This window comes from Streptomyces lusitanus (assembly GCF_042647945.1).
GTDB classification, from domain to species: Bacteria; Actinomycetota; Actinomycetes; order Streptomycetales; family Streptomycetaceae; genus Streptomyces; species Streptomyces pseudogriseolus.
On record NZ_JBHRWL010000004.1, the window covers coordinates 197,291 to 221,117 of the forward strand.

Annotated in this window: 21 protein-coding genes; 11 read left to right on the forward strand and 10 right to left on the reverse strand. The window is 73.7% G+C overall.

What is annotated here, in order from left to right; all coding sequences use genetic code 11:
* Positions 1-48: 48 nt before the first annotated feature.
* Positions 49-405 (forward strand): peptidase inhibitor family I36 protein, encoded by a 357-nt coding sequence (locus tag ACFOSY_RS07480; protein ID WP_394305938.1) that lies wholly within the window; start codon positions 49-51, stop codon positions 403-405.
* Positions 406-435: 30 nt separating this feature from the next.
* On the opposite strand, the gene ACFOSY_RS07485 is transcribed toward ACFOSY_RS07480, so the two are convergent.
* Entirely contained in the window at positions 436-1,032 is a 597-nt protein-coding gene (locus tag ACFOSY_RS07485; RefSeq protein ID WP_394305939.1) for an NADPH-dependent FMN reductase, read from the reverse strand.
* Positions 1,033-1,145: 113 nt separating this feature from the next.
* On the opposite strand from ACFOSY_RS07485, the gene ACFOSY_RS07490 reads away from it, so the two are divergent.
* Positions 1,146-1,985: a helix-turn-helix domain-containing protein gene (locus tag ACFOSY_RS07490; protein ID WP_394305940.1), complete on the forward strand. Its 840-nt coding sequence runs from the start codon at positions 1,146-1,148 to the stop codon at positions 1,983-1,985.
* A 784-nt stretch (positions 1,986-2,769) separates the two neighbouring features.
* Here ACFOSY_RS07490 and ACFOSY_RS07495 read toward each other — a convergent pair.
* The 4 genes from ACFOSY_RS07495 to ACFOSY_RS07510 form a co-directional block, all read right to left on the reverse strand.
* Complete coding sequence (locus ACFOSY_RS07495; protein ID WP_394305941.1) at positions 2,770-3,735, reverse strand: YihY/virulence factor BrkB family protein; 966 nt, start codon at positions 3,733-3,735, stop codon at positions 2,770-2,772.
* A 95-nt stretch (positions 3,736-3,830) separates the two neighbouring features.
* Entirely contained in the window at positions 3,831-5,516 is a 1,686-nt protein-coding gene (locus ACFOSY_RS07500; protein WP_394305942.1) for a thiamine pyrophosphate-binding protein, read from the reverse strand.
* Positions 5,513-6,481: an agmatinase gene (gene speB, locus ACFOSY_RS07505; protein WP_006135327.1), complete on the reverse strand. Its 969-nt coding sequence runs from the start codon at positions 6,479-6,481 to the stop codon at positions 5,513-5,515. The genes ACFOSY_RS07500 and speB overlap by 4 nt, the downstream gene beginning before the upstream one ends.
* A 55-nt stretch (positions 6,482-6,536) precedes the next feature.
* On the reverse strand, positions 6,537-8,018 hold the full coding sequence (locus tag ACFOSY_RS07510) for a sodium:solute symporter (RefSeq protein ID WP_394305943.1): 1,482 nt from the start codon (positions 8,016-8,018) through the stop codon (positions 6,537-6,539).
* Positions 8,019-8,203: 185 nt separating this feature from the next.
* Here ACFOSY_RS07510 and ACFOSY_RS07515 point away from each other — a divergent pair, with 185 nt between their 5' ends.
* Complete coding sequence (locus ACFOSY_RS07515) at positions 8,204-9,694, forward strand: PucR family transcriptional regulator (RefSeq protein WP_394305944.1); 1,491 nt, start codon at positions 8,204-8,206, stop codon at positions 9,692-9,694.
* Positions 9,695-9,700: 6 nt separating this feature from the next.
* Here the strand turns inward: ACFOSY_RS07515 and ACFOSY_RS07520 are convergent, their stop codons facing one another.
* On the reverse strand, positions 9,701-10,390 hold the full coding sequence (locus tag ACFOSY_RS07520; protein ID WP_394305945.1) for a TetR/AcrR family transcriptional regulator: 690 nt from the start codon (positions 10,388-10,390) through the stop codon (positions 9,701-9,703).
* A gap of 109 nt (positions 10,391-10,499) precedes the next feature.
* On the opposite strand from ACFOSY_RS07520, the gene ACFOSY_RS07525 reads away from it, so the two are divergent.
* Together ACFOSY_RS07525 and ACFOSY_RS07530 are read left to right on the forward strand one after the other, a co-directional pair.
* Entirely contained in the window at positions 10,500-11,471 is a 972-nt protein-coding gene (locus ACFOSY_RS07525; RefSeq protein ID WP_394306236.1) for an NAD(P)-dependent alcohol dehydrogenase, read from the forward strand.
* Between the two features lie 87 nt (positions 11,472-11,558).
* Positions 11,559-12,347 carry a phosphatase gene (locus ACFOSY_RS07530; protein ID WP_394305946.1) on the forward strand — a complete coding sequence of 263 codons (789 nt, stop codon included), beginning with the start codon at positions 11,559-11,561 and terminating at the stop codon, positions 12,345-12,347.
* On the opposite strand, the gene ACFOSY_RS07535 is transcribed toward ACFOSY_RS07530, so the two are convergent.
* The 4 genes from ACFOSY_RS07535 to ACFOSY_RS07550 all read right to left on the reverse strand — a co-directional run bounded on the left by ACFOSY_RS07535 (position 12,344) and on the right by ACFOSY_RS07550 (position 15,660).
* Complete coding sequence (locus ACFOSY_RS07535) at positions 12,344-12,736, reverse strand: hypothetical protein (protein ID WP_394305947.1); 393 nt, start codon at positions 12,734-12,736, stop codon at positions 12,344-12,346. The genes ACFOSY_RS07530 and ACFOSY_RS07535 overlap by 4 nt on opposite strands.
* 14 nt (positions 12,737-12,750) lie before the next feature.
* On the reverse strand, positions 12,751-13,617 hold the full coding sequence (gene tesB / locus ACFOSY_RS07540; RefSeq protein WP_394305948.1) for an acyl-CoA thioesterase II: 867 nt from the start codon (positions 13,615-13,617) through the stop codon (positions 12,751-12,753).
* Positions 13,618-13,652: 35 nt separating this feature from the next.
* Complete coding sequence (locus tag ACFOSY_RS07545) at positions 13,653-14,810, reverse strand: acyl-CoA dehydrogenase family protein (protein WP_394305949.1); 1,158 nt, start codon at positions 14,808-14,810, stop codon at positions 13,653-13,655.
* 208 nt (positions 14,811-15,018) lie between these two features.
* Positions 15,019-15,660 (reverse strand): SACE_7040 family transcriptional regulator, encoded by a 642-nt coding sequence (locus ACFOSY_RS07550; protein ID WP_394305950.1) that lies wholly within the window; start codon positions 15,658-15,660, stop codon positions 15,019-15,021.
* An 88-nt stretch (positions 15,661-15,748) separates the two neighbouring features.
* On the opposite strand from ACFOSY_RS07550, the gene ACFOSY_RS07555 reads away from it, so the two are divergent.
* The 6 genes from ACFOSY_RS07555 (at position 15,749) to ACFOSY_RS07580 (ending at position 23,753) form a co-directional block, all read left to right on the forward strand.
* Positions 15,749-17,365 carry a carboxyl transferase domain-containing protein gene (locus ACFOSY_RS07555; protein WP_394305951.1) on the forward strand — a complete coding sequence of 539 codons (1,617 nt, stop codon included), beginning with the start codon at positions 15,749-15,751 and terminating at the stop codon, positions 17,363-17,365.
* Positions 17,366-17,391: 26 nt separating this feature from the next.
* Complete coding sequence (locus tag ACFOSY_RS07560) at positions 17,392-19,434, forward strand: acetyl/propionyl/methylcrotonyl-CoA carboxylase subunit alpha (RefSeq protein WP_394306237.1); 2,043 nt, start codon at positions 17,392-17,394, stop codon at positions 19,432-19,434.
* The gene (locus ACFOSY_RS07565) at positions 19,431-20,378 is read left to right on the forward strand and encodes a hydroxymethylglutaryl-CoA lyase (protein WP_394305952.1); all 948 of its coding nucleotides are present in this window, start codon (positions 19,431-19,433) and stop codon (positions 20,376-20,378) included. Before ACFOSY_RS07560 ends, ACFOSY_RS07565 begins: the two co-directional genes overlap by 4 nt.
* A 6-nt stretch (positions 20,379-20,384) precedes the next feature.
* Positions 20,385-21,545 carry an acyl-CoA dehydrogenase family protein gene (locus ACFOSY_RS07570; protein ID WP_394305953.1) on the forward strand — a complete coding sequence of 387 codons (1,161 nt, stop codon included), beginning with the start codon at positions 20,385-20,387 and terminating at the stop codon, positions 21,543-21,545.
* A 245-nt stretch (positions 21,546-21,790) separates the two neighbouring features.
* The gene (locus ACFOSY_RS07575; protein WP_394305954.1) at positions 21,791-22,834 is read left to right on the forward strand and encodes an ABC transporter substrate-binding protein; all 1,044 of its coding nucleotides are present in this window, start codon (positions 21,791-21,793) and stop codon (positions 22,832-22,834) included.
* A gap of 46 nt (positions 22,835-22,880) precedes the next feature.
* The gene (locus ACFOSY_RS07580) at positions 22,881-23,753 is read left to right on the forward strand and encodes a siderophore-interacting protein (RefSeq protein ID WP_394305955.1); all 873 of its coding nucleotides are present in this window, start codon (positions 22,881-22,883) and stop codon (positions 23,751-23,753) included.
* The last annotated feature ends 74 nt before the right edge of the window (positions 23,754-23,827 follow it).

Consider the following 23,827-nt stretch of genomic DNA (forward strand, 5'->3'; position numbering starts at 1 on the left):
GCGGCCGGGGCGCCCCTGTGCTCGTCCCACGTGTGACTGGAGAGTTGTGTGAAGACCCGTTCCTGGTCCCTCGCCGCCGCCCTCGCCCTGACCGCCCTGCTGCTGCCCGCCCACGCGGCGTCCGCCGCGCCGGCCGCGCCTCCGCCCTGCCCGGACGGGTCGGTGTGCTTCTGGAGCAAGGAGGGGTTCGACGGTGACTACTGGGAGTGGACCTCGCGCAGCGGCTACCGCGACATGCCGCCGAGCCTCCACGACCACGTGGGATCGGTCGTCTCCAGCACGCGGGCCTGCTTCGTGAACTGGCAGCCGGAGGAGAAGCGGGACGTGTTCAACGGCGACTGGCGCTCCCGCTACCTGGGCGACTTCGGCGGCCGCATCGACGGGGTGGGGCCGGGCGCCTGCTGACTCCCCCTGGGGACAGTCCGTGCCCGGTGCTCACGCCGGGTACGGGACCGCCTCGCGGGCCGTGCGGAGGGCGCCCGCCCACCAGGAGAGCTGGTCGAGCAGCTTCTTCGCGTAGCCCGCGGACTCCGCGTCGAGGGGCCGGCCGTCCTCCCACTGCACCCGGTTCAGAGGGAAGGCGAGACCGTCGCGGATGGTCACCGCGTGCAGCTCGCTCATCACGTTCTCCAGGTGCAGGACGGCGTGCCGGCCGCCCGCCCCGCCGCCGTAGCTGACGAACGCCACGGGCTTGGCGGCCCACTGGGTGTAGTGCCAGTCGATCGCGGCCTTGAGGGCGGCCGGGTAGCTGTGGTTGTACTCCGGCGTGACCATGATGAAGGCGTCCGCGCCGTCCAGCGCCGCCGTGAGCGGCGCCATCGAGGCGGGGCGCGGGTAGGAGGCGCCCGCCACCGACGGGTAGGCGTCCGGCAGGGCCAGCGGGATGTCGTGCTCGGCCAGGTCGACGACCTCGACGTCGAATCCGCCGTGCGCGCGTGCCTGCTCGGCGACCCACGAGCCGACCACGGGACCGAAGCGTCCCTCACGGACGCTGCCGACGACGACCACGAGCTTGTGCGTGTTGATGTCCATGCCGTCCACCCTGGAACCGGCCGCGGTCGGCAGCCAGGCCGCGCTCAGGCTGGCCCCCGCAGGGCCATGCTGAGCACTGCACGCGCCCCGCCCGGCCGTCCTATCCTCGCGGCATGGGGACACCACTGGGCGACTTCCTGCGGCTCAAGCGCGACAGCACCCAGCCGGAGCAGCTGGGGCTCCCGGACCACGGCCGCCGCCGCTCCCCCGGGCTGCGCCGCTCGGACGTGGCCACACGCGCCGGCGTGAGCGTCGAGTACCTGACCCGGATCGAGCAGGGCCGCGACCGCAACCCGTCGGTGGCCGTGCTGCACGCGCTGTGCGACGCGCTCGCGCTGACCCCGGCGGAGCGGGAGCACGTGCGGTACCTGGCGAAGGTCAGCGGCGACGAGTGCACCGGCCACCTCGGCCGCGAGCCCGCCCGCCGTGACGTGCGGCCGTCCGTGCGGGAGACGCTGCGGCTGCTGGAACCCGGTGTCGCGGTGATCACCAACCGGCTGGGCGACCTCCTCGTCTGGACCCCGGCCTACGAGGCGGTCGCGGCCGGCACGGGGCTGCTGGACGGGGACGCGCCGAACCTCACGCGGTACGTGTTCACCGACCCGCGCGCCCGGTCCCTCTTCCCCGACTGGGACGAGGTCGCCGACGAGCAGGTCTTCGACCTGTGGCTGGGCCCGAAGGCGGAGAACGCGGAGTGGCTGGCGGCGGAGCTGGCCCCGGCGGCGGGCCCGGAGTTCACCCGCCGTCTGAACCGCCACAAGGTCCCGGAGCGGGGCGTGCTGCGCGTCCACCACCCCGACGCGGGCGACCTGCGCCTGCGCCGCGAGTTCCTCGAACTCCCCTCGGACGCCCAGCTGCTGCTGGTCCTCCTCCCCGACGACGAGGCGACGTCCCGGGCGATCGCCCGCCTCGCCGCCCGCACGGGGCACGGACGGCTGCGGGCGATCTCGTGACGATCCCGTCGCACGGGGGCCCGGAGACCGTGGCGGCCACCGGTCCGTGACACCGGGGCCCGGCGGCTGCCCGGGCTCGTGGCCACCGGGCGCGCGTGCGCCGGACGCGAGGTCCGCAGTTCACCTCACCCCGGGCGGGCCCGTCCTCCGCGGCCTCCTTCGGCCTTCCGGCCGCCCGCGCCCGACGTGTCGGCCGGCGCGCGGGCACCCGCCCGGCGCGGGGGTGCGTGGCTCGCACGGGCAGTGCGCCCGGCACGGACAGCTCCCGGCCGCGCAGCCGCCCGGCGGGAGCCCCGCCGCACCTCGGGTCGCCTGCCCCCGCACGCCCGGCGCGGGCGCGCGGGCACCCGCCCGGCGCGGGGGTGCGTGGCTCGCACGGGCAGTGCGCCCGGCGCGGACAGCTCCCGGCCGCGCAGCCGCCCGGCGGGAGGCCCGCCGCACCTCGGGTCGCCTGCCCCCGCACGCCCGGTGCCCGCGGTCACGCACACCCGCGCCCACCGCACACGCGCGTGTGGGCACTCGCCCGAGGCCCGGGACTAGCCGCCCGGCGGGAGGCCCGCCGCACCTCGGGTCGCCTGCCCCCGCACGCCCGGTGCCCGCGGCCACGCACACCCGCGCCCACCGCACACGCGCGTGTGTGCACTCGCCCGAGGCCCGGGACTAGCCGCCCGGCGGGAGGCCCGCCGCACCTCGGGTCGCCTGCCCCCGCACGCCCGGTGCCCGCGGCCACGCACACCCGCGCCCACCGCACACGCGCGTGTGGGCACTCGCCCGAGGGCCGGGACTAGGCGCCCGGTCCGGGGTCCGGTTCCACCGGGGTGCGGATGCCCGCCCGGGCGGCCTCCAGCTGGGCCGCGAACGCGATGCCGAGGAAGAGCGCCACGGCGGTCAGGTTGGCCCACAGCAGCAGGGCGATGAAGGCCGTGAGCGGACCGTACACGGCGCCGAAGGCCCCGCTCCGTCCGACGTACAGCGCGAGCAGCCAGGTCGCCGAGATCCACAGCACCAGGTGGACCGCCGAGCCGAAGGCCAGCCACGTGTAGCCGGGCTGGTCGCGGCGGGGCGACCAGCGCAGGATCACCGCCGACGCGACCCAGGCCAGCAGCAGTCCGGCCGGTACGTCCAGCACGGCCCACCACGTGGCCCCGCCCGTCCCGTGGCCGAGGGTGCGGGCCACGGCGTCGCCGACCGGCTCACCCGCGACGAGCACCAGGAACCCCAGGACCATCGGCAGGCCGGCCGTGAAGGCGAGCGCCAGGGCCCGGCCGTACTTGCGGACGAAGGGGCGGTCGCGCTCGATGCCGTAGATGCGGTTGGCGCCCCGCTCGATCTGCGCCATGGCCGAGGCGAGGTTCAGCACCGCGAACCCGAGGCCCAGCCAGAGCGCGACCGTGCTCCACACGTCGCTGCCGGCGCTGCGCCGGGTGCCCTCGAAGGCCTTCTCGACGACGTCCGCGCTCGCCCCCGGCACGATCCGGCCGAGGGTCAGCTCGATGACCCGGCCCACGCTCTCCGTGTGCACCGACGTGGCGAGACCCACGAGCACGACGGTGAAGGGGACCAGGCCGAGCACGATCTGGAAGGCGAGGGCCCGGGCGTTGGTGAAGCCGTCCGCGTAGCGGAACCGGGTGAAGGAGTCGGCCAGCAGCCTGAGGCCCCCGTACCGCCGCAGGGCGGTGAGGGCTTCGTCGCCGGAGAGTTCGTCTCCGAGCATGTCCCGGGTCTGCGGAACGTGGACGGCGGTTCCCACGATGCGGCTGCTCCTCGTGTCGGGGCGGGTGGAGGACGTCGTCCTCCACCCGTGCGCATGCCCCGTGAACGGGACCGCAGCGCACAGGGGGCGGCTCAGCCCAGGTGCGTCGGCGCGAACATGCGCAGGACGGCCGGGAGGACGACCACCGAGGGGCCCGGGGTGGCCAGGGACTTGGCGAGGTCCTCCTCCAGGGTCTCCGGAGTGGTGCGGACGCCCGGGACGCCGAAGGACTCGGCCAGGGCCACGTAGTCCGGGCGGGTCAGCTCGGTCGCGGTGGGCTCGCCGAAGGCGTCCGTCATGTACTCGCGCAGGATGCCGTAGCCGCCGTCGTCGACGATCAGCCAGGTGACGTCCAGGTCGTACTGGCGGGCCGTGGCCAGCTCGGCGATCGAGTACAGCGCGCCGCCGTCGCCGGAGACCGCCAGCACCGGGCGGGTGGGGTCGGCGACCGCCGCGCCGAGCGCCGCCGGGAAGCCGTAGCCGAGGCCGCCGGCGCCCTGCGCCGAGTGCAGGTGGTTGGGGCCCATCGCGTCGAACGCGGACCACGCCCAGTAGGCGAGGATCGTCATGTCCCAGAAGGACGGCGAGCCGGTCGGCAGGGCGCGCCGCACGGCCGTCAGCACCTGCTGCTCCAGGGCGAGGTCCTGCCCGTCGATGCGGGCCCGCACCCGGTCCAGCAGCTCCCGCACCCGCGCCGGGGCGGTGGCGTCCTCGCGCGGCTCCACCGTCTCCAGGAGCGCCTGGAGGGCGAGACGGGCGTCCGCGTGGATGCCGATGCCGGGGTGGTTGGACTCCAGTTTGCCGAGGTCGGCCTCGATCTGGATCACGCGGCCGCGCGGCTTGAGCGTGTGGTAGTTGGAGGAGAGTTCGCCGAGTCCGGAGCCGACGACGAGCAGGACGTCGGCGTCCTCCAGGAGGTCGGTGGTGTGCCGGTCCTCGATCCAGGACTGGAGGGACAGCGGGTGGGTCCAGGGGAAGGCGCCCTTGCCGCCGGGGGTGGTCACCACGGGCGCCTGGACGCGCTCGGCGAGCTGCCGCAGCTTCTTGGAGGCGTCCGAGCGGACGACTCCCCCGCCCGCGATGATCGCCGGGCGCTCGGCGCGGGACAGCAGGTGCGCGGCCAGCGCGGTGAGTTCGGGACGCGGGGGCAGCTCGTCCGGGGTGGCGTCCATCGCCGTCACCACCGGCAGGACCGTCTCGGCGAGCAGCACGTCCTGCGGGATCTCCACCCACACGGGCCCGTGCGGGACGGTGAGCGCCGACTTCCAGGCCGCGGCGATCGCCGAGGGGATCTGGGAGGCCGTGCGGACCGTGTGCACGGACTTGACCACACCCCGGAACGAGGCGGACTGGTCGGGGAGTTCGTGCAGATAGCCGTGGCGTCCGCCGTCGAGCCCGGCGGTGGGCACCTGGCTGCTGATCGCCAGCACCGGCGCCGACGCGGCCGCCGCCTCCTGGAGCGCGGCCAGCGAGGTCAGGGCGCCGGGTCCGGTGGACAGCAGCAGCGGGGCCGCCTCGCCGGTGATCCGGCCGTACGCGTCCGCCGCGAAGCCCGCGTTGTTCTCCACGCGCAGGCCGATGTAGCGCAGGTCGGAGCGGCGCAGCGCGTCGAACATGCCGAGGGCGTGCTGGCCGGGCAGGCCGAAGACGGTGGTCGCGCCGAGCCCGGCCAGGGTCTCCACGACCAGGTCTCCGCCGTTGCGGCCGGGCGGGGGGTTCAGCGCGGCCTCCGTCTGGGCCGGCGTGGGGCGGAGTTCCAGGTCGTGGTCGTGCGTCACTTGGCGCGGGCCTCCGCGATCTGGCGGGACATGATCGTGGTCAGTTCGTACGCCGTGTGGGACGCGGCGACCGAGGTGATCTCGGCGTGGTCGTACGCGGGCGCCACCTCGACGACGTCGGCGGAGACCAGGTTGCAGGAGGCGAGGCCGCGCAGGATCTCCAGCAGCTCGCGGGAGGTCATGCCGCCCGCCTCGGGCGTGCCGGTGCCGGGCGCGTGCGCCGGGTCCAGGCAGTCGATGTCGATGGAGATGTACAGCGGGCGGTCGCCGATGCGCTGACGGAGCTGGTCGGCGACCTCGTCGGCGCCGCGGCGGTAGACGTCGGCGGAGGTGACGATGCCGAAGCCCATCTTCTCGTCGTCGGTGAGGTCCTGCTTGCCGTAGAGCGGGCCGCGGGTGCCGACGTGGGAGAGGGCGGAGGTGTCGAGGATGCCCTCCTCCACGGCCCGTCGGAACGGCGTGCCGTGGGTGTACTCGGCGCCGAAGTAGGTGTCCCAGGTGTCGAGGTGCGCGTCGAAGTGCAGCAGGGCGACCGGGCCGTGCTTCTTGGCGACGCTCCTGAGCAGCGGCAGCGCGATGGTGTGGTCGCCGCCGAGGGTCATCAGACGGGCGCCGGTGCCGAGGAGGTCGTCGGCGGCGGCCTCTATGGTGTCGACCGCCTCGTTGATGTTGAACGGGTTGACCGCGATGTCGCCGCCGTCCGCGACCTGCGCGAGGGCGAACGGGGAGGCGTCCTGCGCGGGGTTGTAGGGGCGCAGCAGCCGGGACGCCTCGCGGATGGCGTTGCCGCCGAAGCGGGCGCCCGGCCGGTAGGAGACGCCGGAGTCGAACGGCACGCCCACGACGGCGACGTCGGCGCGGCCGACCTCGTCGAGGCGGGGCAGCCGGGCGAAGGTCGCGGGACCCGCGTAGCGCGGCACGCGGGACGAGTCGACGGGGCCGCGGGGCGTGTCGTTGCTGCTCATGAAGGACTGCTCTCTTTCCTACGCTTCGTCGCGTATGTACGGACCGCCCTCGATGCTACTGGGCGGCCGGGACCTGTTCGGACACGGTTTCGGACGCGTTGTCGTGCGCGGGGGCGCGTCCGGCGAGGCGTTCGCGCCAGGCGGCGAGCACGGCCGCGTCGGTGGGGCGGGTGGCGAGGGAGACGGCGACGTAGGCGGCGAGGGAGGCGAGGAGGCCGTAGTAGACGGGCTCGTTGGCGAGGATGCCGTAGGCCGCCATGAGGCCGATCACGGCGAGGCCGCCGACGGCGACGGACGCGAGGGCGCCCTGCGCGGTGCCGCGCTTCCACAGCAGCCCGCCGAGGATGGGCACGAGCAGCCCGCCGACCAGAAGGTTGTAGGCGACGGTCAGCGCCTGGACGACGTCGTTGAGGGCGATGGCGGTGCCGATCACGGCGAGGCCCATCAGCAGGATGAAGACGCGGTTGCCCCTGACCTCGTCGTGCTGCTGCTCGCCCTCCGGGCGGACGACGCCGCGCAGCCGGGACCAGATGTCGTTGTTGGCGACGGTGGCGCACGCGATCAGCGCGCCGGACGAGGTCGACATCACGGCGGCGAGGGCGGCGGCCAGCACGAGCCCGCGCACGCCGATGGGCAGCTCGTCCTTGACGACGGTGGCGAACGCGTCGTCGGCGCTGGCCAGGTTCGGGTAGAGCACCTTGGCCGCCGTGCCGATGACCGCGCCGGCGACGGCGTAGACGAGGCAGTAGGTGCCGGCGACGGTGCCGCCCCAGCGGGCCGTGCGGTCGCTGCGGGCGGTGAACACCCGCTGCCAGATGTCCTGCCCGATGAGCATGCCGAAGGTGTAGATCAGCACGTAGGTGAAGATGGTCTCGCCGCCGATGCCCAGCGGGTCGAAGTACTCGGTGGGCAGCTGCGCCTTCATCTCGGCGAACCCGCCCGCCTTGACGACGGCGATCGGCAGCAGGAGCAGCAGCACGCCGATCGTCTTGACGACGAACTGCACCATGTCGGTCAGCGTGATGGACCACATGCCGCCGAGCGTGGAGTACGCGACGACGATCGAGCCGCCGAGGACGATGGCGAGGGTGCGGTTCATGTCGAACAGGACGTCGAAGATCGTCGCGTAGGCGATGGTCGAGGTCACCGCGAGCATCAGGGTGTAGGCCCACATGACGAGTCCGGAGATGACGCCGGCCCGGCCGCCGTAGCGCAGGTCGAGCATCTCGGAGACGGTGTAGACTTTCAGGCGGGCGATGCGGGCGGAGAAGAACACGCTCAGGGCGAGCAGTCCGAGGCCGATGGTGAACACCATCCAGGCGCCGGACAGCCCGTACTGGTAGCCGAGGCCCACGCCGCCGATGGTGGAGGCGCCGCCGAGGACGATGGCGGCCATGGTGCCCGAGTACATGGCGGGGCCCAGGCGGCGGCCGGCCACCAGGAACTCGCTCTTGGACCTGGCGCGGCGCATGCCCCACCAGCCCATGGCCAGCATGCCGGCCAGATAGACGACGATGACCAGGTAGTCGACGGCCATGCGGGGCCTCCTTCGCGCACTGTCGGTGGCGTGTCGTGCAGACGGGTCGCGCTCACCGGCGGCCGCGCGGGGACATCCGCCCGTACCCGCGGGGTGCCGGTGACCCGACCTTAGGTGGCCGAAAAGCGACTGCGAAGTGTACGTTTCATCCAGATCGGCAGCCTGGGATGGAGGAAACGTCCACCATGCCGGACCCCACTGTTCCGCCCACCCCTCCCGTCCCCCTGGACGCGCTGCTGGCCCGCGCGGACCTGGGCCTGCGCCGGATCGCGGGCCCCGCGGACCCGGCGGCCGTCGTGCACTGGGCGCACACCTCGGAGATGGCCGACCCGTACCCGTACCTGCTGGGCGGCGAACTGCTGCTGTCGGCGGGCGTGCACATCCCGGACGGCGCCGGCGCGGGCTACTTCGACGCGTACGTGTCGCGGATCGTCGCGGCGGGCGGCGTGGCGCTCGGCTTCGGTGTGGCGCCCGTGCACGACACCGTGCCGGAAGCGCTGGCGGAGGCGTGCGAGATGCACGGGCTGCCGCTGCTCGAGGTACCGCCGCGGACCACGTTCTCGGCGGTGGCGCGGGCGCTGTGGCAGCTGATGGCGCAGGCCCGCACGGCCGAGCTGCGGCGGGTCACGGAGGCCCAGCAGAGCCTGGCCACCGCCGCCGCCCGCCCCGACCCGGTCCCCTCCGTCCTCCAGCAGCTGGCCCGCCGCCTGGGCGGACGCGCGGTGCTGTACGGGCCCGAGGGCGCGGAGATCGCGGGCGCGGGGGCCGATCCGGGCGAGGGGACGCGGGCGGCGCTGGCGAAACTCGCGGAGGTCGTGCGGCCCTCGGGGGCGCGGCCCTCCGGGGAGGAGCCCGCGGACGCCCGTCCCTCCTCCGCGTCCGACACGGTGGCCGGGGTGCGGCTGGTCGCGCACGCGCTCGGCAACGGCGAGGGGTTCGTGCTCGGGACGGCCGCCCCGCAGCGGGACGCGGGCGACCACACCATCGCGTCCGTGGCGGCCGTGCTGCTCTCCCTGCTCACCGGCGAGCGGCACAGCGGCTCGGGCGCCGGCCGCTCCTCGGCGCTGGTACGGCTGCTGCTGGGCGCGGCGCCCGCTGAGGTGGCGCCGCTGCTCGGCGGGGACCGGTGGCGGGTGGTGCACGGCAGGCCGGACGGGCGGGCGGCGCCGGACCCGGTGGCCGCGTCCGCGCTGGGCGCCGCCCTCGGCTCGGCGCTGGTGGACGTGGCGGGCGGGGTGGTGCGGGTGCTGGTGCCGGGCGGGCGGACGGTGGACCGGGTGCCGGGCTGGACGCTCGGGGTGAGCGCGGCGGCGGATCCGCCGGACTGGCCGGCCGCCGACACCCAGGCCGCCCGCGCCCTGGCCCGGGCCCGCGCCACCCGCACGCCGGTGCTGCGGCACGGCGACCGCCCGGCCCTCGCCGACCTGGTCCCGCCGCACGACGCCGACGCGCACGCCCGCGCCCTGCTCGCCCCGATAGAGCGGTCCCCGGCCCTGGTCGACACTCTGCGCACCTGGCTCTCCCTGCACGGCAGCTGGGACCGCACGGCGGTCGCCCTGGACGTCCACCGCAACACGGTGCGGCAGCGGATCGCCCGGTGCGGGGCGTTGCTGGAGGCGGACCTGGACGACCCGGACGTCCGGATGGAGCTGTGGTTCGCGCTGCGGCGGACGTGACCGTGGTCAGGGCCGGCAGGGCGTCCGGGACCCGCCGCCCTCCGGTGGCAGGGGCAGGCCGCGCAGGGTCAGTCCCGACGGCGGGGGCAGCGGTCCGGCGGGCGGGGCGGCCCGGAACGACTGGAGCAGGTACGCCACGAGCCGTCGGGACGCCCTCGCGTCGTCAGGGAGGGCCGCCACCAGGCCGCAGTGGGCCACCAGGGCCACGACGAGGTCGGACGGGTGGAAGTCGGGCCGGAGCGCGCCCGACTCCTGGGCCCTGCGCACCAGGGCGGTGACGTCCCGTTCCGCCTGCGCGCGGGAGCGCGCGTGCTCGGCCGAGATCTCCGGGAAGGCGTCGAGGAACGCGGCCGGGAACCCGCGTTCCTCCCGCTGGAGGGCGCAGACCGTCTCGACCAGGTGCGTCAGGCCCGTCCACGGGTCGTCGGCGGCCAGGGCGTCACGCAGGGCCCGGCCGCAGGTCTCCATCTGCCGGGCGAACGCGCCCCGCACCAGCGCCTCCCGGGTCGGGAAGTGCCGGTACAGGGTCGCCACGCCGACCCCGGCCCGCCGGGCCACGGTCGCCATCGGGGCGTCGATCCCGTGCTCGGCGAAGACCGCGCGGGCCGCGGCGAGGAGGCGCTCCCGGTTGCGCCGGGCGTCCGCCCGCACGGTGGTGTCCCGGGCCGTCGTGTTCCGAGAGGATTCCGTCGTCACTGTCTCTCGCTTCCGCCGTAAACGGACGATCTCGTCCGCTTGCCAGCCTACGGTCGGTCCCGCAACCCCCCGAAGGACTCCCGTGGGACACGACGCGAAGGCGACAGCGATGGACGACCGCTCGATGAAGGCAGTGCTGTACGACCGCTACGGCGGCCCCGACGTGCTGTACGTGGGCCGCGTGCCCCGGCCCGTGCCCGGCCCCGGCGAGGTCCTGGTGAAAGTGAGCGCGTTCAGCGTGAACGGCGGCGAACTGGCCGCCCGTTCGGGCCGGCTCCGGCTGCTGCTCGGCCGCCGCTTCCCCAAGCGCGTGGGCCTGGACTTCACCGGTGAGGTCGCCGCGCACGGGGCCGGGGTCACCCGGTTCGCGCCCGGCGACCGCGTGTGGGGCGTCCTGGGCCGCACCTCCGGGTTCGGCACCGCCGCCGAGTACGTGACCGTGCCCGGGGAGCGCGTCGGCAGGCTCCCCGACGGCCTCGACCCGGTGGACGCCGCCGCACTCCCGGTGGCCACCACGGCCGTCACCGCGCTGCGCGACAAGGCCGGGCTGCGCCCCGGCGAACGGCTCCTGGTGCGGGGTGCGGCGGGCGGCGTCGGCAACGCCGCCGTCCAGCTCGGACGGGCGTACGGCGCCAAGGTCACGGCCCTCGCCCGCGCCGCCAATCTCGGCCTCGTCCGCGAGCTCGGCGCGCACGAGGCCGTCGACCACCGGAGCGTACGGCCGGCGGACCTGGGCCGCTTCGACGTCGTCCTGGACACGGTGGGGACCGAACTCCGCGCCCTGCGGGGCCTGCTGGACCCCGGCGGGCGCATGGTGACCATCGCCTTCGACCTGAGCCGGCCCGTCACGTCGCTCGGCTGCATCGCGGGCAGCGCGCTGCACGGACGCGGCCGGATCCGCTTCTTCAGCGGCGACCCCCGGCGGGCCGACCTCGACGTGCTGGCCCGGCACGTCGCCGAGGGCGCGCTGCGCCCCGTGGTGGACAGGGTCTTCCCGCTGGAGGAGACGGCGGCGGCCCACCGGGCGCTGGAGGCGGGCGGCGTCCGGGGCAAGTACGTGGTGAGGGTCGCGGCTGAGTAGCCGTACGCATCCGGCTGAGTACGTGACGCACGTCCCAGCGCGCGATACGCCAGGGACGCCCCCTGTTCCCTGCCTCACAATGGGTGCATGCCGATACCCGGGACCCCCAGCCGCGCCGAACTCGTCGAACACCTGGTCGCCACCCGCATCGCGGGCGAGGTCGCCACGCCGCGCGAGAACAACCTCTCCCACTACCGGAAGCTGGCGAACGGCGACCGGCACTACTGGCTCGGTCTGGAGCTCGGCGAGCGCTGGACCGACGAGCAGGACGTGCTCGCGGTGATGGCCGAGCGGGTCGGCGTCAACGACGACCCGGAGCACCGGTACGGGCAGGACACCATCGACCCCGAGCTGACGGTCGACGGTCTGGAGCGCATGGCCGGGCGGCTGCGCAAGGCGGCGGAGGGCCGGCAGCGGGTGCTGCTGGCGACCGGTCACCCGGGCGGCCTGCTGGACGTGCACCGGGCGACGGCCGCCGCGCTGCGGGACGCGGGCTGCGACATCGTGGTCATCCCGGACGGGCTGACCACGGAGGAGGGCTACGTGATGCAGTTCGCCGACGTGGCGGTGCTGGAGCACGGGGCGACGCTGTGGCACACCCACTCGGGCGCGCCGATGAAGACGATCCTGACGGCGCTGGAGCGGGAGGGCAGAACCCTGCCCGACCTGGTGGTCGCCGACCACGGCTGGGCGGGCGCCGCCGGCCAGTACGGCGTGGACTCCGTCGGGTACGCCGACTGCAACGACCCGGCGCTGTTCCTCGCCGAGGCCGAGGGCACCGTCCAGGTGACCGTCCCCCTGGACGACCACGTGACGAGCCCCCGCCACTACGACCCGATGACGGCGTACCTGCTGACGGAGGCGGGGCTGCTCTAGGCCACGGCCTCGGGACCGGCCACGACCTCGTCGAAGCAGGGCCAGCCGTCCAGCTCGACGTCCCGGTCCGACGGCCGGAGGTCCAGGGCCGGCGCGGCGGCGTCCAGCAGGCGGCGGGCCGTCCCGGGCTCGTGCAGGTTGAGGTCCGCGCGGTCCGGGAGGCGCATCACCGTGCCCGCCTCGAAGTACGACGTGTTGGACACGATCCGCTTCGGGCCCGGCGCGAACACCAGGGTCAGCCTGCGTCCGGTCCCGGCGCGGTACCCCTCGGTGAAGAAGGACACCGACAGCCGGCAGTCCTCGTACGCGGGCAGCACCCGCTGCCGGACGGTCCAGTGCCAGACGGTGCCGTCCACGACGAGGCGGCGCAGACGTCGGTCGTTGCTCATCCCGGAACGGTAGATCACCGCGGGACCCGGACCACACCCTCCTGGATCACCGAGACCGCCAGGCGCCCGTCCTGGGTGTAGATGCGGGCCTGGCCCAGTCCCCGGCCGCCGTGCGCGGAAGGGGACTGCTGGTCGTACAGCAGCCACTCGTCGGCGCGGAACGGGCGGTGGAACCACATCGCGTGGTCCAGGGACGCGCCGACGACGTCGCCGACGGCCCAGCCGCCGCGCCCGTGGGCGAGGAGCACGGAGTCGAGGAGCGTCATGTCGGAGACGTACGTGGCGAGGACGACGTGCAGCAGGGGGTCGTCGGCGAGCTTGCCCTTGGTGCGGAACCACACCTGGGAGTGGGGTGCGCGGGGCTCGCCGAAACGGCCGTAGGGCGGCTCGTCGACGTAGCGCAGGTCGACGGCGGCGCGTGCCTCCAGGAAGCGGTCGACGACCTCGGGGTCGAGGTGGGCGTAGCCGCGCAGGCGCTCCTCCGAGGTGGGGAGCGTGTCCGGGTCCGGGGAGGCCGGCATCGGGTCCTGGTGGTCCAGGCCCTCCTCGTGCGTCTGGAAGGACGCGGAGAGGTGGAAGATCGGCTTGCCGTGCTGGACGGCGACGACCCGCCTGGTGGTGAAGGAGCGGCCGTCGCGGATGCGGTCGACGGTGTAGACGATCGGCGCGCCGGGGTCGCCGAGGCGCAGGAAGTACGCGTGCAGGGAGTGGGCGGGCCGGTCCTCGGGGACGGTCCGCCCGGCCGCGACCAGCGCCTGCGCCGCCACCTGCCCGCCGAAGACGCGGGGGACGACGGCGCTGCGCGAGCTGCCGCGGAAGATGTTCTCCTCGATCTGCTCGAGGTCGAGCAGATCGAGGAGATCCTGGAGTGCCTGACTCATGGGGTCAGTTGTATACGACAGGGATTTCCGGGACCTTACAGGCCCATGTCCTTCGCGATGATCGTCTTCATGATCTCGCTGGTGCCGCCGTAGATGCGGTTGACCCGGTTGTCCGCGTACAGGCGGGCGATCGGGTACTCGTTCATGTAGCCGTAGCCGCCGTGCAGCTGGAGGCAGCGGTCGATGACGCGGTGGGCGACCTCGGTGCAGAACAGCTTGGCGGAGGCGGCCTCGGCGGGGGTGAGCTCGCCGGCGTCCAGCGCCTCGGTGGCGCGGTCGGCGACGGCCTCGGCGGCGTCCACCTCGGCCTGGCAGGCGGCCAGCTCGAACTTGGTGTTCTGGAAGTGCGCGACCGGCTTGCCGAAGACGGTGCGCTCCTTCACGTACTGCTTGGCGAACCGCACGGCGGCCTTGGCCTGGGCGTAGGCGCCGTAGGCGATGCCCCAGCGCTCGGAGGCCAGGTTGTGACCGAGGTAGGAGAAGCCCTTGTTCTCCTCGCCGAGCAGGTCCTCGGCGGGGACCTTGACGTCGACGAAGGCCAGCTCGGCGGTGTCGGAGGTCTTCAGGCCGAGCTTGTCGAGCTTGCGGCCGACCGAGTAGCCCTCGGACTTGGTGTCGACGGCGAAGAGGGATATGCCGTGGCGGCGGTCCTCGGCCGTCGGGGCGGCGGTGCGGGCGCAGACGATCACCTTGTCGGCGTGCACGCCGCCGGTGATGAAGGTCTTGGCGCCGTTGAGGACGTAGTGCGTGCCGTCCTCGCTGAGCTTGGCGGTGGTCTTCATGCCCGCGAGGTCGGAGCCGGTGCCCGGCTCGGTCATCGCGATGGCCCACATCTCCTCGCCGGTGACGAACTTCGGGAGGTAGCGCTTCTTCTGCTCGTCGGTGCCGAGCATCTTGATGTAGGGCAGGGCGAGCAGCACGTGCACGCCGGAGCCGCCGAACTGGACGCCCGCGCGGGCGGTCTCCTCGTAGAGGACGGCCTCGAACTTGTGGGTGTCCATGCCCGCGCCGCCGAACTCCTCCGGCACGCTGATGCCGAAGATGCCCAGCTCACCGAGCTTGTAGTAGAAGTCGCGGGGCGCCTGTCCGGCCGCGAACCACTCGTCGTAGACGGGGACGACCTCGGCCTCGATGAAGGCGCGGAGGGTCTCCCGGAACGCCTCGTGATCCTCGTTGAAAATCGTACGGCGCACTGTCCGCCACCGCCCTTCCTTGCGCCTAAACCGGCGCCGCTTTCGCGTAGGTGGTTGCCCGCCGTGGGGGTTCCTCAATTGATGGCTGAGCATCCCCTGGCTAAGCGCTTGCTCACGCAAGATACCGGCGAGTATCCACAGCCGTCCAGAGCGGGGCTCCCGTAACGCTCGTCACTCCGGGGCCCCTTGAGGGCGGCCCCGTCGCCTCTCAGGAGTCCGCCGCCGCCGCGAAAGCCCCCCGGGCCATCCGGTGCAGCAGCTCCGCCGTGCCCGCGCGGTCCGGGAGGGAGCCCGGGCGGGTGAGGTGCGGGGTGGAGTTCAGGAGGCCGAAGACCGAGTGGACCGCCGAGCGGGCGGCGGGCTCGCCCAGGTCCGGGTAGAGGCGGCGCACCACGCCCACCCACAGCTCGACGTACTGCCGCTGGAGCTGGCGCACCAGCTTGCGGTCGGCGTCCCGGAGGCGGTCCAGCTCACGGTCGTGCAGGGTGATGAGCGGGCGGTCGTCGAGCGCGAAGTCGATGTGCCCCTCGATCAGCGAGTCGAGGACCGCCTCGGGGACCACCCCGTCCGCCGCGTCCACCGCGTCGGCCACCCCCGCCGCCCCGGCCGCACCCGCCTCGGCGAGCCGCCGCTTCGCACCCGTGAGCAGCGACTCGCTGATGCCGACCAGCAGCTCCGCCAGCATCGCGTCCTTGCCCGCGAAGTGCCGGTAGAGCCCGGGCCCGCTGATGCCCACGGCGGCGCCTATCTCGTCGACGCCCACCCCGTGGAAGCCGCGCTCGGCGAAGAGCCGCGCGGCCTCCTTGAGGATCTGCTCGCGGCGGGTGGGGGCGTCGGTTCTGGTGGCCATGAAGACGATTCTAGACAGGAAGGTTAGCGGTCGTTAACCTGGAGGAAATGCGTTAACGCTCATTAACAAGGTGAGGGGACCCGCAAGGATGCACGAGGCACCGGAGCTTCACAGCGCGGCAGACCCCGCGTCGGAGGCCTTTCGGGCCAACGAGGAGGCGCACCGCGCCCTCGTCGGGGAGCTGCGCGGCAAGCTGGCCGCGGCGGCGCTCGGCGGCGGCGAGCGGGCGCGCGCCCGTCACACCGCGCGCGGGAAGCTGCTCCCGCGCGACCGGGTGGACACCCTCCTGGACCCCGGCTCGCCCTTCCTGGAGCTGGCCCCGCTGGCCGCCGACGGGATGTACGACGGGCAGGCGCCGGCGGCCGGGGTGATCGCCGGGATCGGCCGGGTCGCGGGCCGCGAGTGCGTGGTCGTCGCCAACGACGCCACGGTCAAGGGCGGCACGTACTACCCGATGACCGTGAAGAAGCACCTGCGCGCGCAGGAGGTGGCCCTGGACAACCGGCTGCCCTGCGTCTACCTGGTGGACTCCGGCGGCGCGTTCCTGCCGATGCAGGACGAGGTGTTCCCGGACCGGGACCACTTCGGCCGCATCTTCTACAACCAGGCCCGCATGTCCGGCGCCGGCATCCCGCAGATCGCGGCGGTGCTCGGCTCCTGCACGGCGGGCGGGGCGTACGTGCCCGCGATGAGCGACGAGGCGGTGATCGTGCGCAACCAGGGCACGATCTTCCTCGGCGGCCCCCCGCTGGTGAAGGCGGCCACCGGCGAGGTGGTCACGGCGGAGGAGCTGGGCGGCGGCGAGGTCCACTCCCGGGTGTCCGGGGTGACCGACCATCTCGCGGAGGACGACGCGCACGCGCTGAGGATCGTGCGCCAGATCGTCTCCACGCTGCCCGGCCGCGGCGAGCTGCCCTGGCGGGTGGAGCCGGTCGCCGAGCCCAAGGTGGACCCGGCGGGGCTGTACGGCGCGGTGCCGGTGGACTCCCGCACCCCCTACGACGTACGCGAGATCATCGCGCGGATCACCGACGGCTCCCGGTTCGCCGAGTTCAAGGCGGAGTTCGGGCAGACCCTGGTCACCGGCTTCGCGCACGTCCACGGCCACCCGGTGGGGATCGTCGCCAACAACGGCATCCTCTTCTCCGAGTCCGCCCAGAAGGGCGCCCACTTCATCGAGCTGTGCGACCAGCGCGGCATCCCGCTGGTGTTCCTCCAGAACATCTCGGGCTTCATGGTCGGCCGGGACTACGAGGCGGGCGGCATCGCCAAGCACGGCGCCAAGATGGTCACGGCCGTCGCCTGCACGCGCGTGCCGAAGCTGACGGTCGTGGTCGGCGGCTCCTACGGCGCGGGCAACTACTCGATGTGCGGCCGGGCCTACTCGCCCCGCTTCCTGTGGATGTGGCCGAACGCCAAGATCTCGGTGATGGGCGGCGAGCAGGCCGCCTCGGTCCTCGCGACCGTCAAGCGGGACCAGCTCGAGGCGCGCGGCGAGGAGTGGCCCGCGGAGGACGAGGAGACCTTCAAGGCCCCGATCCGCGCCCAGTACGAGCGCCAGGGCAACGCCTACTACGCGACGGCCCGCCTCTGGGACGACGGCGTGATCGACCCGATGGAGACTCGGCAGGTGCTGGGGCTGGCCCTGACCGCGTGCGCCAACGCGCCCCTGGGTGACCCCCAGTTCGGCGTCTTCCGGATGTGAGGGGACCCCTGACGATGACTGAGCAGATGTTCGACACCGTGCTGGTGGCCAACCGGGGCGAGATCGCGGTCCGGGTCGTCCGCACCCTGCGGTCCATGGGCGTGCGCTCGGTGGCGGTGTACTCCGACGCGGACGCCGGCGCCCGGCACGTCCGGGAGGCCGACACGGCGGTGCGGATCGGGCCGGCGCCGGCCGCGGAGAGCTATCTGTCGGCGGAGCGGCTGCTCGATGCGGCGGCCCGCACCGGCGCGCGGGCGGTGCACCCGGGGTACGGCTTCCTCGCCGAGAACGCGGAGTTCGCGCGGGCCTGCGAGGCGGCGGGCCTGGCGTTCATCGGGCCCCCGGCGGACGCCATCGCCCTGATGGGCGACAAGATCCGCGCGAAGGAGACGGTCAAGGCGGCCGGGGTGCCGGTCGTGCCCGGCTCCAGCGGCAGCGGCCTGACGGACGCGCAGCTCGCCGAGGCCGCGCGCGAGATCGGCATGCCGGTGCTGCTGAAGCCCTCGGCGGGCGGCGGCGGCAAGGGCATGCGGCTGGTGCGGGACGCGGGCAAGCTGGCGGACGAGATCGCCGCCGCCCGGCGCGAGGCCCGCGCCTCGTTCGGCGACGACACGCTGCTGGTGGAGCGGTGGATCGACCGGCCCCGGCACATCGAGATCCAGGTGCTGGCCGACGGGCACGGGAACGTGGTGCACCTGGGCGAGCGCGAGTGCTCGCTCCAGCGGCGGCACCAGAAGATCGTCGAGGAGGCGCCCAGTGTGCTCCTCGACGAGGCCACCCGGGCGGCGATGGGCGAGGCGGCCGTGCAGGCGGCCCGCTCCTGCGGCTACCGGGGCGCGGGCACGGTGGAGTTCATCGTGCCGGGCGGCGACCCGTCCCAGTACTACTTCATGGAGATGAACACCCGGCTCCAGGTGGAGCACCCGGTCACCGAACTGGTCACGGGCCTGGACCTGGTGGAGTGGCAGCTGCGGGTCGCGGCCGGCGAGCGGCTGGCGTTCGGGCAGGACGACGTACGGCTCACCGGGCACGCGGTCGAGGCGCGGCTGTGCGCGGAGGACCCCGCGCGCGGCTTCCTCCCCTCCGGCGGCACGGTGCTGACGCTGCGCGAGCCGCAGGGCGACGGCGTGCGCACCGACTCCGGGCTCAGCGAGGGCACGGAGGTCGGCAGCCTCTACGACCCGATGCTGTCCAAGGTGATCGCGTACGGCCCCGACCGGGCGACCGCGCTGCGCAAGCTGCGGGCGGCGCTCGCGGGGACGGTGACGCTGGGCGTGCAGACCAACGCGGGCTTCCTGCGGCGGCTGCTGGCGCACCCGGCGGTCGTGTCGGGCGAGCTGGACACCGGGCTGGTGGAGCGGGAGGCGGACTCCCTGGTCGTCGAGGAAGTGCCGGCCGAGGTGTACGCGGCGGCGGCGCTGCTGCGCCAGGCCGCCCTCGCGCCCGCCGGGCCGCCCGGCTGGCGGGACCCGTTCGACGCCGCCGACGGCTGGCGGATGGGCGGCGGCCGGGCGTGGACGGCGCACCATCTGCGGGTGGCGGGCCACGACCCGGTGACCGTGCGGGTGCGGGCCACGGCCGACGGCGGCCTGGAGCTGCTGCCGCCGGGCGCGGACACCCCGCTGCGGGCGTCCGCCGGGACGCTGGACGGACACCGGTTCACCTGCGCGCTCGACGGTGTCGCACACACGTTCGCCGCCTTGCCGGACGGCTCCTGGCTGGGCCGGGACGGCGACGCCTGGCAGGTGCGGGACCACGACCCGGTCGCCGCGTCCCTCACCCGGGCGGGTCAGGCGGGCGCCGACTCGCTGACCGCGCCGATGCCGGGCACGGTGACGGTGGTGAAGGTCGCCGTCGGCGACGAGGTGGACGCGGGCCAGAGCCTGCTCGTGGTGGAGGCGATGAAGATGGAGCACGTCATCTCGGCCCCGCACGCCGGCACGGTCACGGAGCTGGACGTGTCCCCGGGCACGACGGTCGCCATGGACCAGGTGCTCGCGGTCATCGCGCCCGTGGAGACCGCGGACCCGGCGGACCCTGCGGACCCTGCGGAAGGGAAGACGGCATGAACGCGAGCGAGCTGGGCCTGCCCATGGCCGTACCGGCCGAGGGGCTGCCCGCGCGGGTGCGGATCCACGAGGTGGGCGCCCGCGACGGTCTGCAGAACGAGAAGCAGACCGTGCCGACGGCCGTGAAGGCGGAGTTCGTCCGCCGGCTGGCCGGCACGGGCCTGACCACGATCGAGGCGACGAGCTTCGTGCACCCCAAGTGGGTGCCGCAGCTCGCGGACGCCGAGGACCTGTTCCCGGCGGTGTCCGACCTGCCGGTGGACCTGCCGGTGCTGGTGCCCAACGAGCGCGGCCTGGACCGCGCGCTGGCGCTGGGCGCCCGCCGGGTGGCGGTGTTCGCCAGCGCCACGGAGTCTTTCGCCAAGGCCAACCTCAACCGCACGGTGGACGAGGCGCTGGCCATGTTCGAGCCGGTGGTGGCCCGCGCGAAGGAGCAGGGCGTCCATGTGCGCGGCTATCTGTCGATGTGCTTCGGCGACCCCTGGGAGGGCGCGGTCCCGGTCCCGCAGGTGGTGCGGGTGTGCCGGGCGCTGCTCGACATGGGCTGCGACGAGCTGAGCCTCGGCGACACCATCGGCGTGGCGACCCCGGGCCATGTGACGGCCCTGATCGGCGCGCTCACCCAGGCGGGTGTGCCCGTCCCCGCGCTGGGCGTGCACTTCCACGACACCTACGGCCAGGCGCTGTCCAACACGCTGGCCGCGCTCCAGCAGGGCGTCACCACGGTCGACGCCTCGGCCGGCGGGCTGGGCGGCTGCCCGTACGCGAAGTCCGCCACCGGCAATCTCGCCACCGAAGACCTCGTGTGGATGCTGCAGGGCCTCGGCATCGACACCGGGGTCGATCTCGGCCGTCTGGTCGCCACAAGCGTCTGGATGGCCGCACACCTGGGCCGACCCAGCCCGTCCCGCACCGTACGAGCCCTCTCCCACCAGGAGTCGTGAAGGACCATGGACCACAAGCTCTCCCCCGAACTGGAAGAACTCCGCCGTACGGTCGAGGAGTTCGCGCACGACGTGGTGGCGCCGAAGATCGGCGACTTCTACGAGCGGCACGAGTTCCCGTACGAGATCGTCCGCGAGATGGGCCGCATGGGCCTGTTCGGCCTGCCGTTCCCCGAGGAGTACGGCGGCATGGGCGGCGACTACTTCGCGCTCGGCGTGGCGCTGGAGGAGCTGGCCCGGGTGGACTCCTCGGTGGCCATCACCCTGGAGGCGGGCGTCTCGCTGGGCGCCATGCCGCTGCACCTGTTCGGCACCGAGGAGCAGAAGCGCGAGTGGCTGCCCCGGCTGTGCTCGGGCGAGATCCTGGGCGCGTTCGGGCTGACCGAGCCGGACGGCGGCAGCGACGCGGGCGCGACCCGCACGACGGCCCGGCTGGACGAGGCGACGGACGAGTGGGTGATCAACGGCACCAAGTGCTTCATCACCAACTCCGGCACGGACGTCACGGGTCTGGTCACGGTCACCGCCGTCACCGGCCGCAAGCCCGACGGCAAGCCGCTGATCTCGTCGATCATCGTGCCGTCCGGCACGCCCGGCTTCACGGTCGCGGCGCCGTACTCGAAGGTCGGCTGGAACGCCTCGGACACCCGGGAGCTGTCCTTCCAGGACGTGCGGGTCCCGGCGGCCAACCTGCTGGGCGCGGAGGGCCGCGGCTACGCGCAGTTCCTGCGCATCCTCGACGAGGGCCGCATCGCCATAGCCGCGCTCGCCACGGGGCTGGCGCAGGGCTGTGTGGACGAGTCGGTCAAGTACGCCAAGGAGCGGCACGCGTTCGGGCGTCCGATCGGCGCGAACCAGGCGATCCAGTTCAAGATCGCCGACATGGAGATGAAGGCGCACACGGCGCGCCTGGCGTGGCGGGACGCGGCGAGCCGTCTGGTGGCGGGCGAGCCGTTCAAGAAGGAGGCGGCGCTGGCCAAGCTGTACTCCTCGACGGTGGCCGTGGACAACGCGCGCGACGCGACGCAGATCCACGGCGGCTACGGCTTCATGAACGAGTATCCGGTGGCCCGCATGTGGCGCGACTCCAAGATCCTGGAGATCGGCGAGGGCACCAGCGAGGTCCAGCGGATGCTCATCGCCCGGGAGTTGGGCCTGGCGGGCTGAGCACGGCCCATACGTAGGGACGGCCCGCGCCTTGTCCGGGCGCGGGCCGTCCGCCGTGCGCCGTCGTCGGCGGCCGTCGTGCCGTCGTGCCGTCGTGCTGTCGACGGGTCGAGTGATCCGAATCACGGCCCCGGACCGGCGTTTCCCGAGGATGCGTACCGGACGCCCTCTGGACAGATCGTTTGGTTAGGCTAACCTAACGCTGTTTGAACCACGGTCCCGTACGCACGAAAGCAGACCCTTCCATGCCGAACGCCAGAACCGCCCGCCTCACCCGTCGTGGACTGCTCGCCGCCGGCGGCGCCCTCGGGCTCGGCGCCGTGCTCACCGCCTGCGGGGACGACGACGCGAAGGACGCCGGCGCGGACACGAAGGGCGCCGCCAAGTCCGGCCCCTGGTCCTTCAAGGACGACCGCGGCACCACGGTGAAGCTCGACGAGGCGCCGAAGAACATCGTCGCGTTCACGGGCGTGGCCGCCGCGCTGTACGACTACGGCATCGAGGTCAAGGGCGTCTTCGGCCCGACGACGACCAAGGACGGCAAGGCCGACGTCCAGGCCGGCGACATGGACGTCAGCAAGGTGACCGTCCTGGGCAACGTCTGGGACCAGTTCAACGTCGAGAAGTACGCGGCCCTCGCGCCCGACGTCCTGATCTCCACGATGTTCGACGACGCCGGCACCCTCTGGTACGTCCCCGAGGCGTCCAAGGACAAGATCGCCAAGCTCGCGCCCAGCGTCGGCATCTCCGTGTTCGACCGTCAGCTCACGGGCCCGCTCCAGCGGATGTGGGAGCTGGCCGAGTCCCTCGGCGCCGACATGACGGCCGCGAAGGTCACCGAGGCCAAGAAGCGGTTCGAGGCGGCCTCGGAGCGACTGCGCAAGGCCGCCAAGGCCAAGCCGGAGATCAAGGTGCTGGTCGGCTCCGCGAGCCCCGAGCTGTTCTACGTCTCGGGCAGCAACCTCTCGATCGACCTGGAGTACTTCAAGGCCCTCGGGGTGAACTTCGTGGAGCCGACGGAGGAGGCCAAGAAGGCTACCGGCGGCTGGTTCGAGAGCCTGAGCTGGGAGAACGTCGACAAGCACAAGGCCGACGTGATCATGATGGACGACCGCAGCTCGGCCATCCAGCCCGCCGACATCACCGAGGCGACCTGGAAGCAGCTGCCCGCCGTCAAGGCCGGCCAGGTCCTCTCCCGCTCCACCGAGCCGATCCTGTCGTACGACAAGTGCGTGGCGCCGGTGGAGGCGCTCGCCGAGGCCATCGAGAAGGCCAAGAAGGTCAGCTGACCCCCTCGCCCGGCCCCGCCGCCCCCTCGACCCGCAGGAGCTCCTCGTGACGACTGCCGTGGCCGCCCCGTTCCGCTTCTTCGCCCTTCAGGTCGCCGGGACGCGGCGGCTCGGCCCGTCCCTGGTCCGGGTCACCTTCACCGGGCCCGAGTTGCGCGACTTCCGCTCCGACGGGCGTGACCAGTCCCTGTCGCTGTTCCTGCCCCACCCGGGGCAGGACGAGCCGGTGGTGCCGCTGGAGCTGGGCGACGGCTGGTGGCAGGGCTGGCGTGAACTGCCCGACGACGTACGGGCGGTGATGCGCTCGTACACGCTGCGGGCGCTGCGCTCGGACGCCCTGGGGCGGACCGCCGAGATCGACGTCGACTTCGTGCTGCACGGCGTCGGCGCGGAGGCGGGCCCGTCCACCGCGGCCGGACCGGCCTCCCGCTGGGCCGCCCGCGCCGCCGCGGGCGACCGGGTGCTGCTGCTCGGCCCGGCGGTCGCCGACAACCGCGCGATCCGTTTCCGCCCGCCCGAGGACGCCTCGACGGTGCTGCTGTGGGCCGACGAGACCGCCGTGCCGGCCGCGGCCGCCGTCCTGGAGGCCCTTCCCGCGGGTACCCGTGCCCGGGTCTGGCTGGAGGTGCCACACGCCGGGGACGTCCAGGAGCTGCCGACGGCGGCGGACGCGGAGGTCACCTGGTTCGTCCGGGACAAAGACGCCGCCCCGGACGTCCCCCTCGCGCTGGACGCCGTGCGGGAGACACCCCTGCCCTCCCCCGGGCGTGCCTACGTGTGGATCGCCGGGGAGGCCGGTCACGTGAAGCTGCTGCGGCGTCACTTCGTCGGCGAGCGCGGTGTCGACCGCCGGCGCGTGACGTTCGTGGGCTACTGGCGGCGCGGACTGACGGAAGAGCAGCTTCGCGAACTGGCCTGACCCGTAAGGGAGTTGGAGCTTCTTCGCGGTCCGCCTGGAACGTGACGGCGGTCACGGTGAAAACGGGATTGGGC

Bases quoted from the DNA above. Each gene is read 5' to 3' on its own strand.
- ACFOSY_RS07550 (WP_394305950.1), bottom strand. From the start codon at position 15,660: ATGGCCACCAGAACCGACGCCCCCACCCGCCGCGAGCAGATCCTCAAG.
- ACFOSY_RS07525 (WP_394306236.1), top strand. From the start codon at position 10,500: ATGGACGACCGCTCGATGAAGGCAGTGCTGTACGACCGCTACGGCGGC.
- ACFOSY_RS07575 (WP_394305954.1), top strand. From the start codon at position 21,791: ATGCCGAACGCCAGAACCGCCCGCCTCACCCGTCGTGGACTGCTCGCC.
- ACFOSY_RS07510 (WP_394305943.1), bottom strand. From the start codon at position 8,018: ATGGCCGTCGACTACCTGGTCATCGTCGTCTATCTGGCCGGCATGCTG.
- speB (WP_006135327.1), bottom strand. From the start codon at position 6,481: ATGAGCAGCAACGACACGCCCCGCGGCCCCGTCGACTCGTCCCGCGTG.
- ACFOSY_RS07560 (WP_394306237.1), top strand. From the start codon at position 17,392: ATGTTCGACACCGTGCTGGTGGCCAACCGGGGCGAGATCGCGGTCCGG.
- ACFOSY_RS07530 (WP_394305946.1), top strand. From the start codon at position 11,559: ATGCCGATACCCGGGACCCCCAGCCGCGCCGAACTCGTCGAACACCTG.
- ACFOSY_RS07555 (WP_394305951.1), top strand. From the start codon at position 15,749: ATGCACGAGGCACCGGAGCTTCACAGCGCGGCAGACCCCGCGTCGGAG.
- ACFOSY_RS07565 (WP_394305952.1), top strand. From the start codon at position 19,431: ATGAACGCGAGCGAGCTGGGCCTGCCCATGGCCGTACCGGCCGAGGGG.
- ACFOSY_RS07535 (WP_394305947.1), bottom strand. From the start codon at position 12,736: ATGAGCAACGACCGACGTCTGCGCCGCCTCGTCGTGGACGGCACCGTC.
- tesB (WP_394305948.1), bottom strand. From the start codon at position 13,617: ATGAGTCAGGCACTCCAGGATCTCCTCGATCTGCTCGACCTCGAGCAG.
- ACFOSY_RS07490 (WP_394305940.1), top strand. From the start codon at position 1,146: ATGGGGACACCACTGGGCGACTTCCTGCGGCTCAAGCGCGACAGCACC.
- ACFOSY_RS07515 (WP_394305944.1), top strand. From the start codon at position 8,204: ATGCCGGACCCCACTGTTCCGCCCACCCCTCCCGTCCCCCTGGACGCG.
- ACFOSY_RS07485 (WP_394305939.1), bottom strand. From the start codon at position 1,032: ATGGACATCAACACGCACAAGCTCGTGGTCGTCGTCGGCAGCGTCCGT.
- ACFOSY_RS07570 (WP_394305953.1), top strand. From the start codon at position 20,385: ATGGACCACAAGCTCTCCCCCGAACTGGAAGAACTCCGCCGTACGGTC.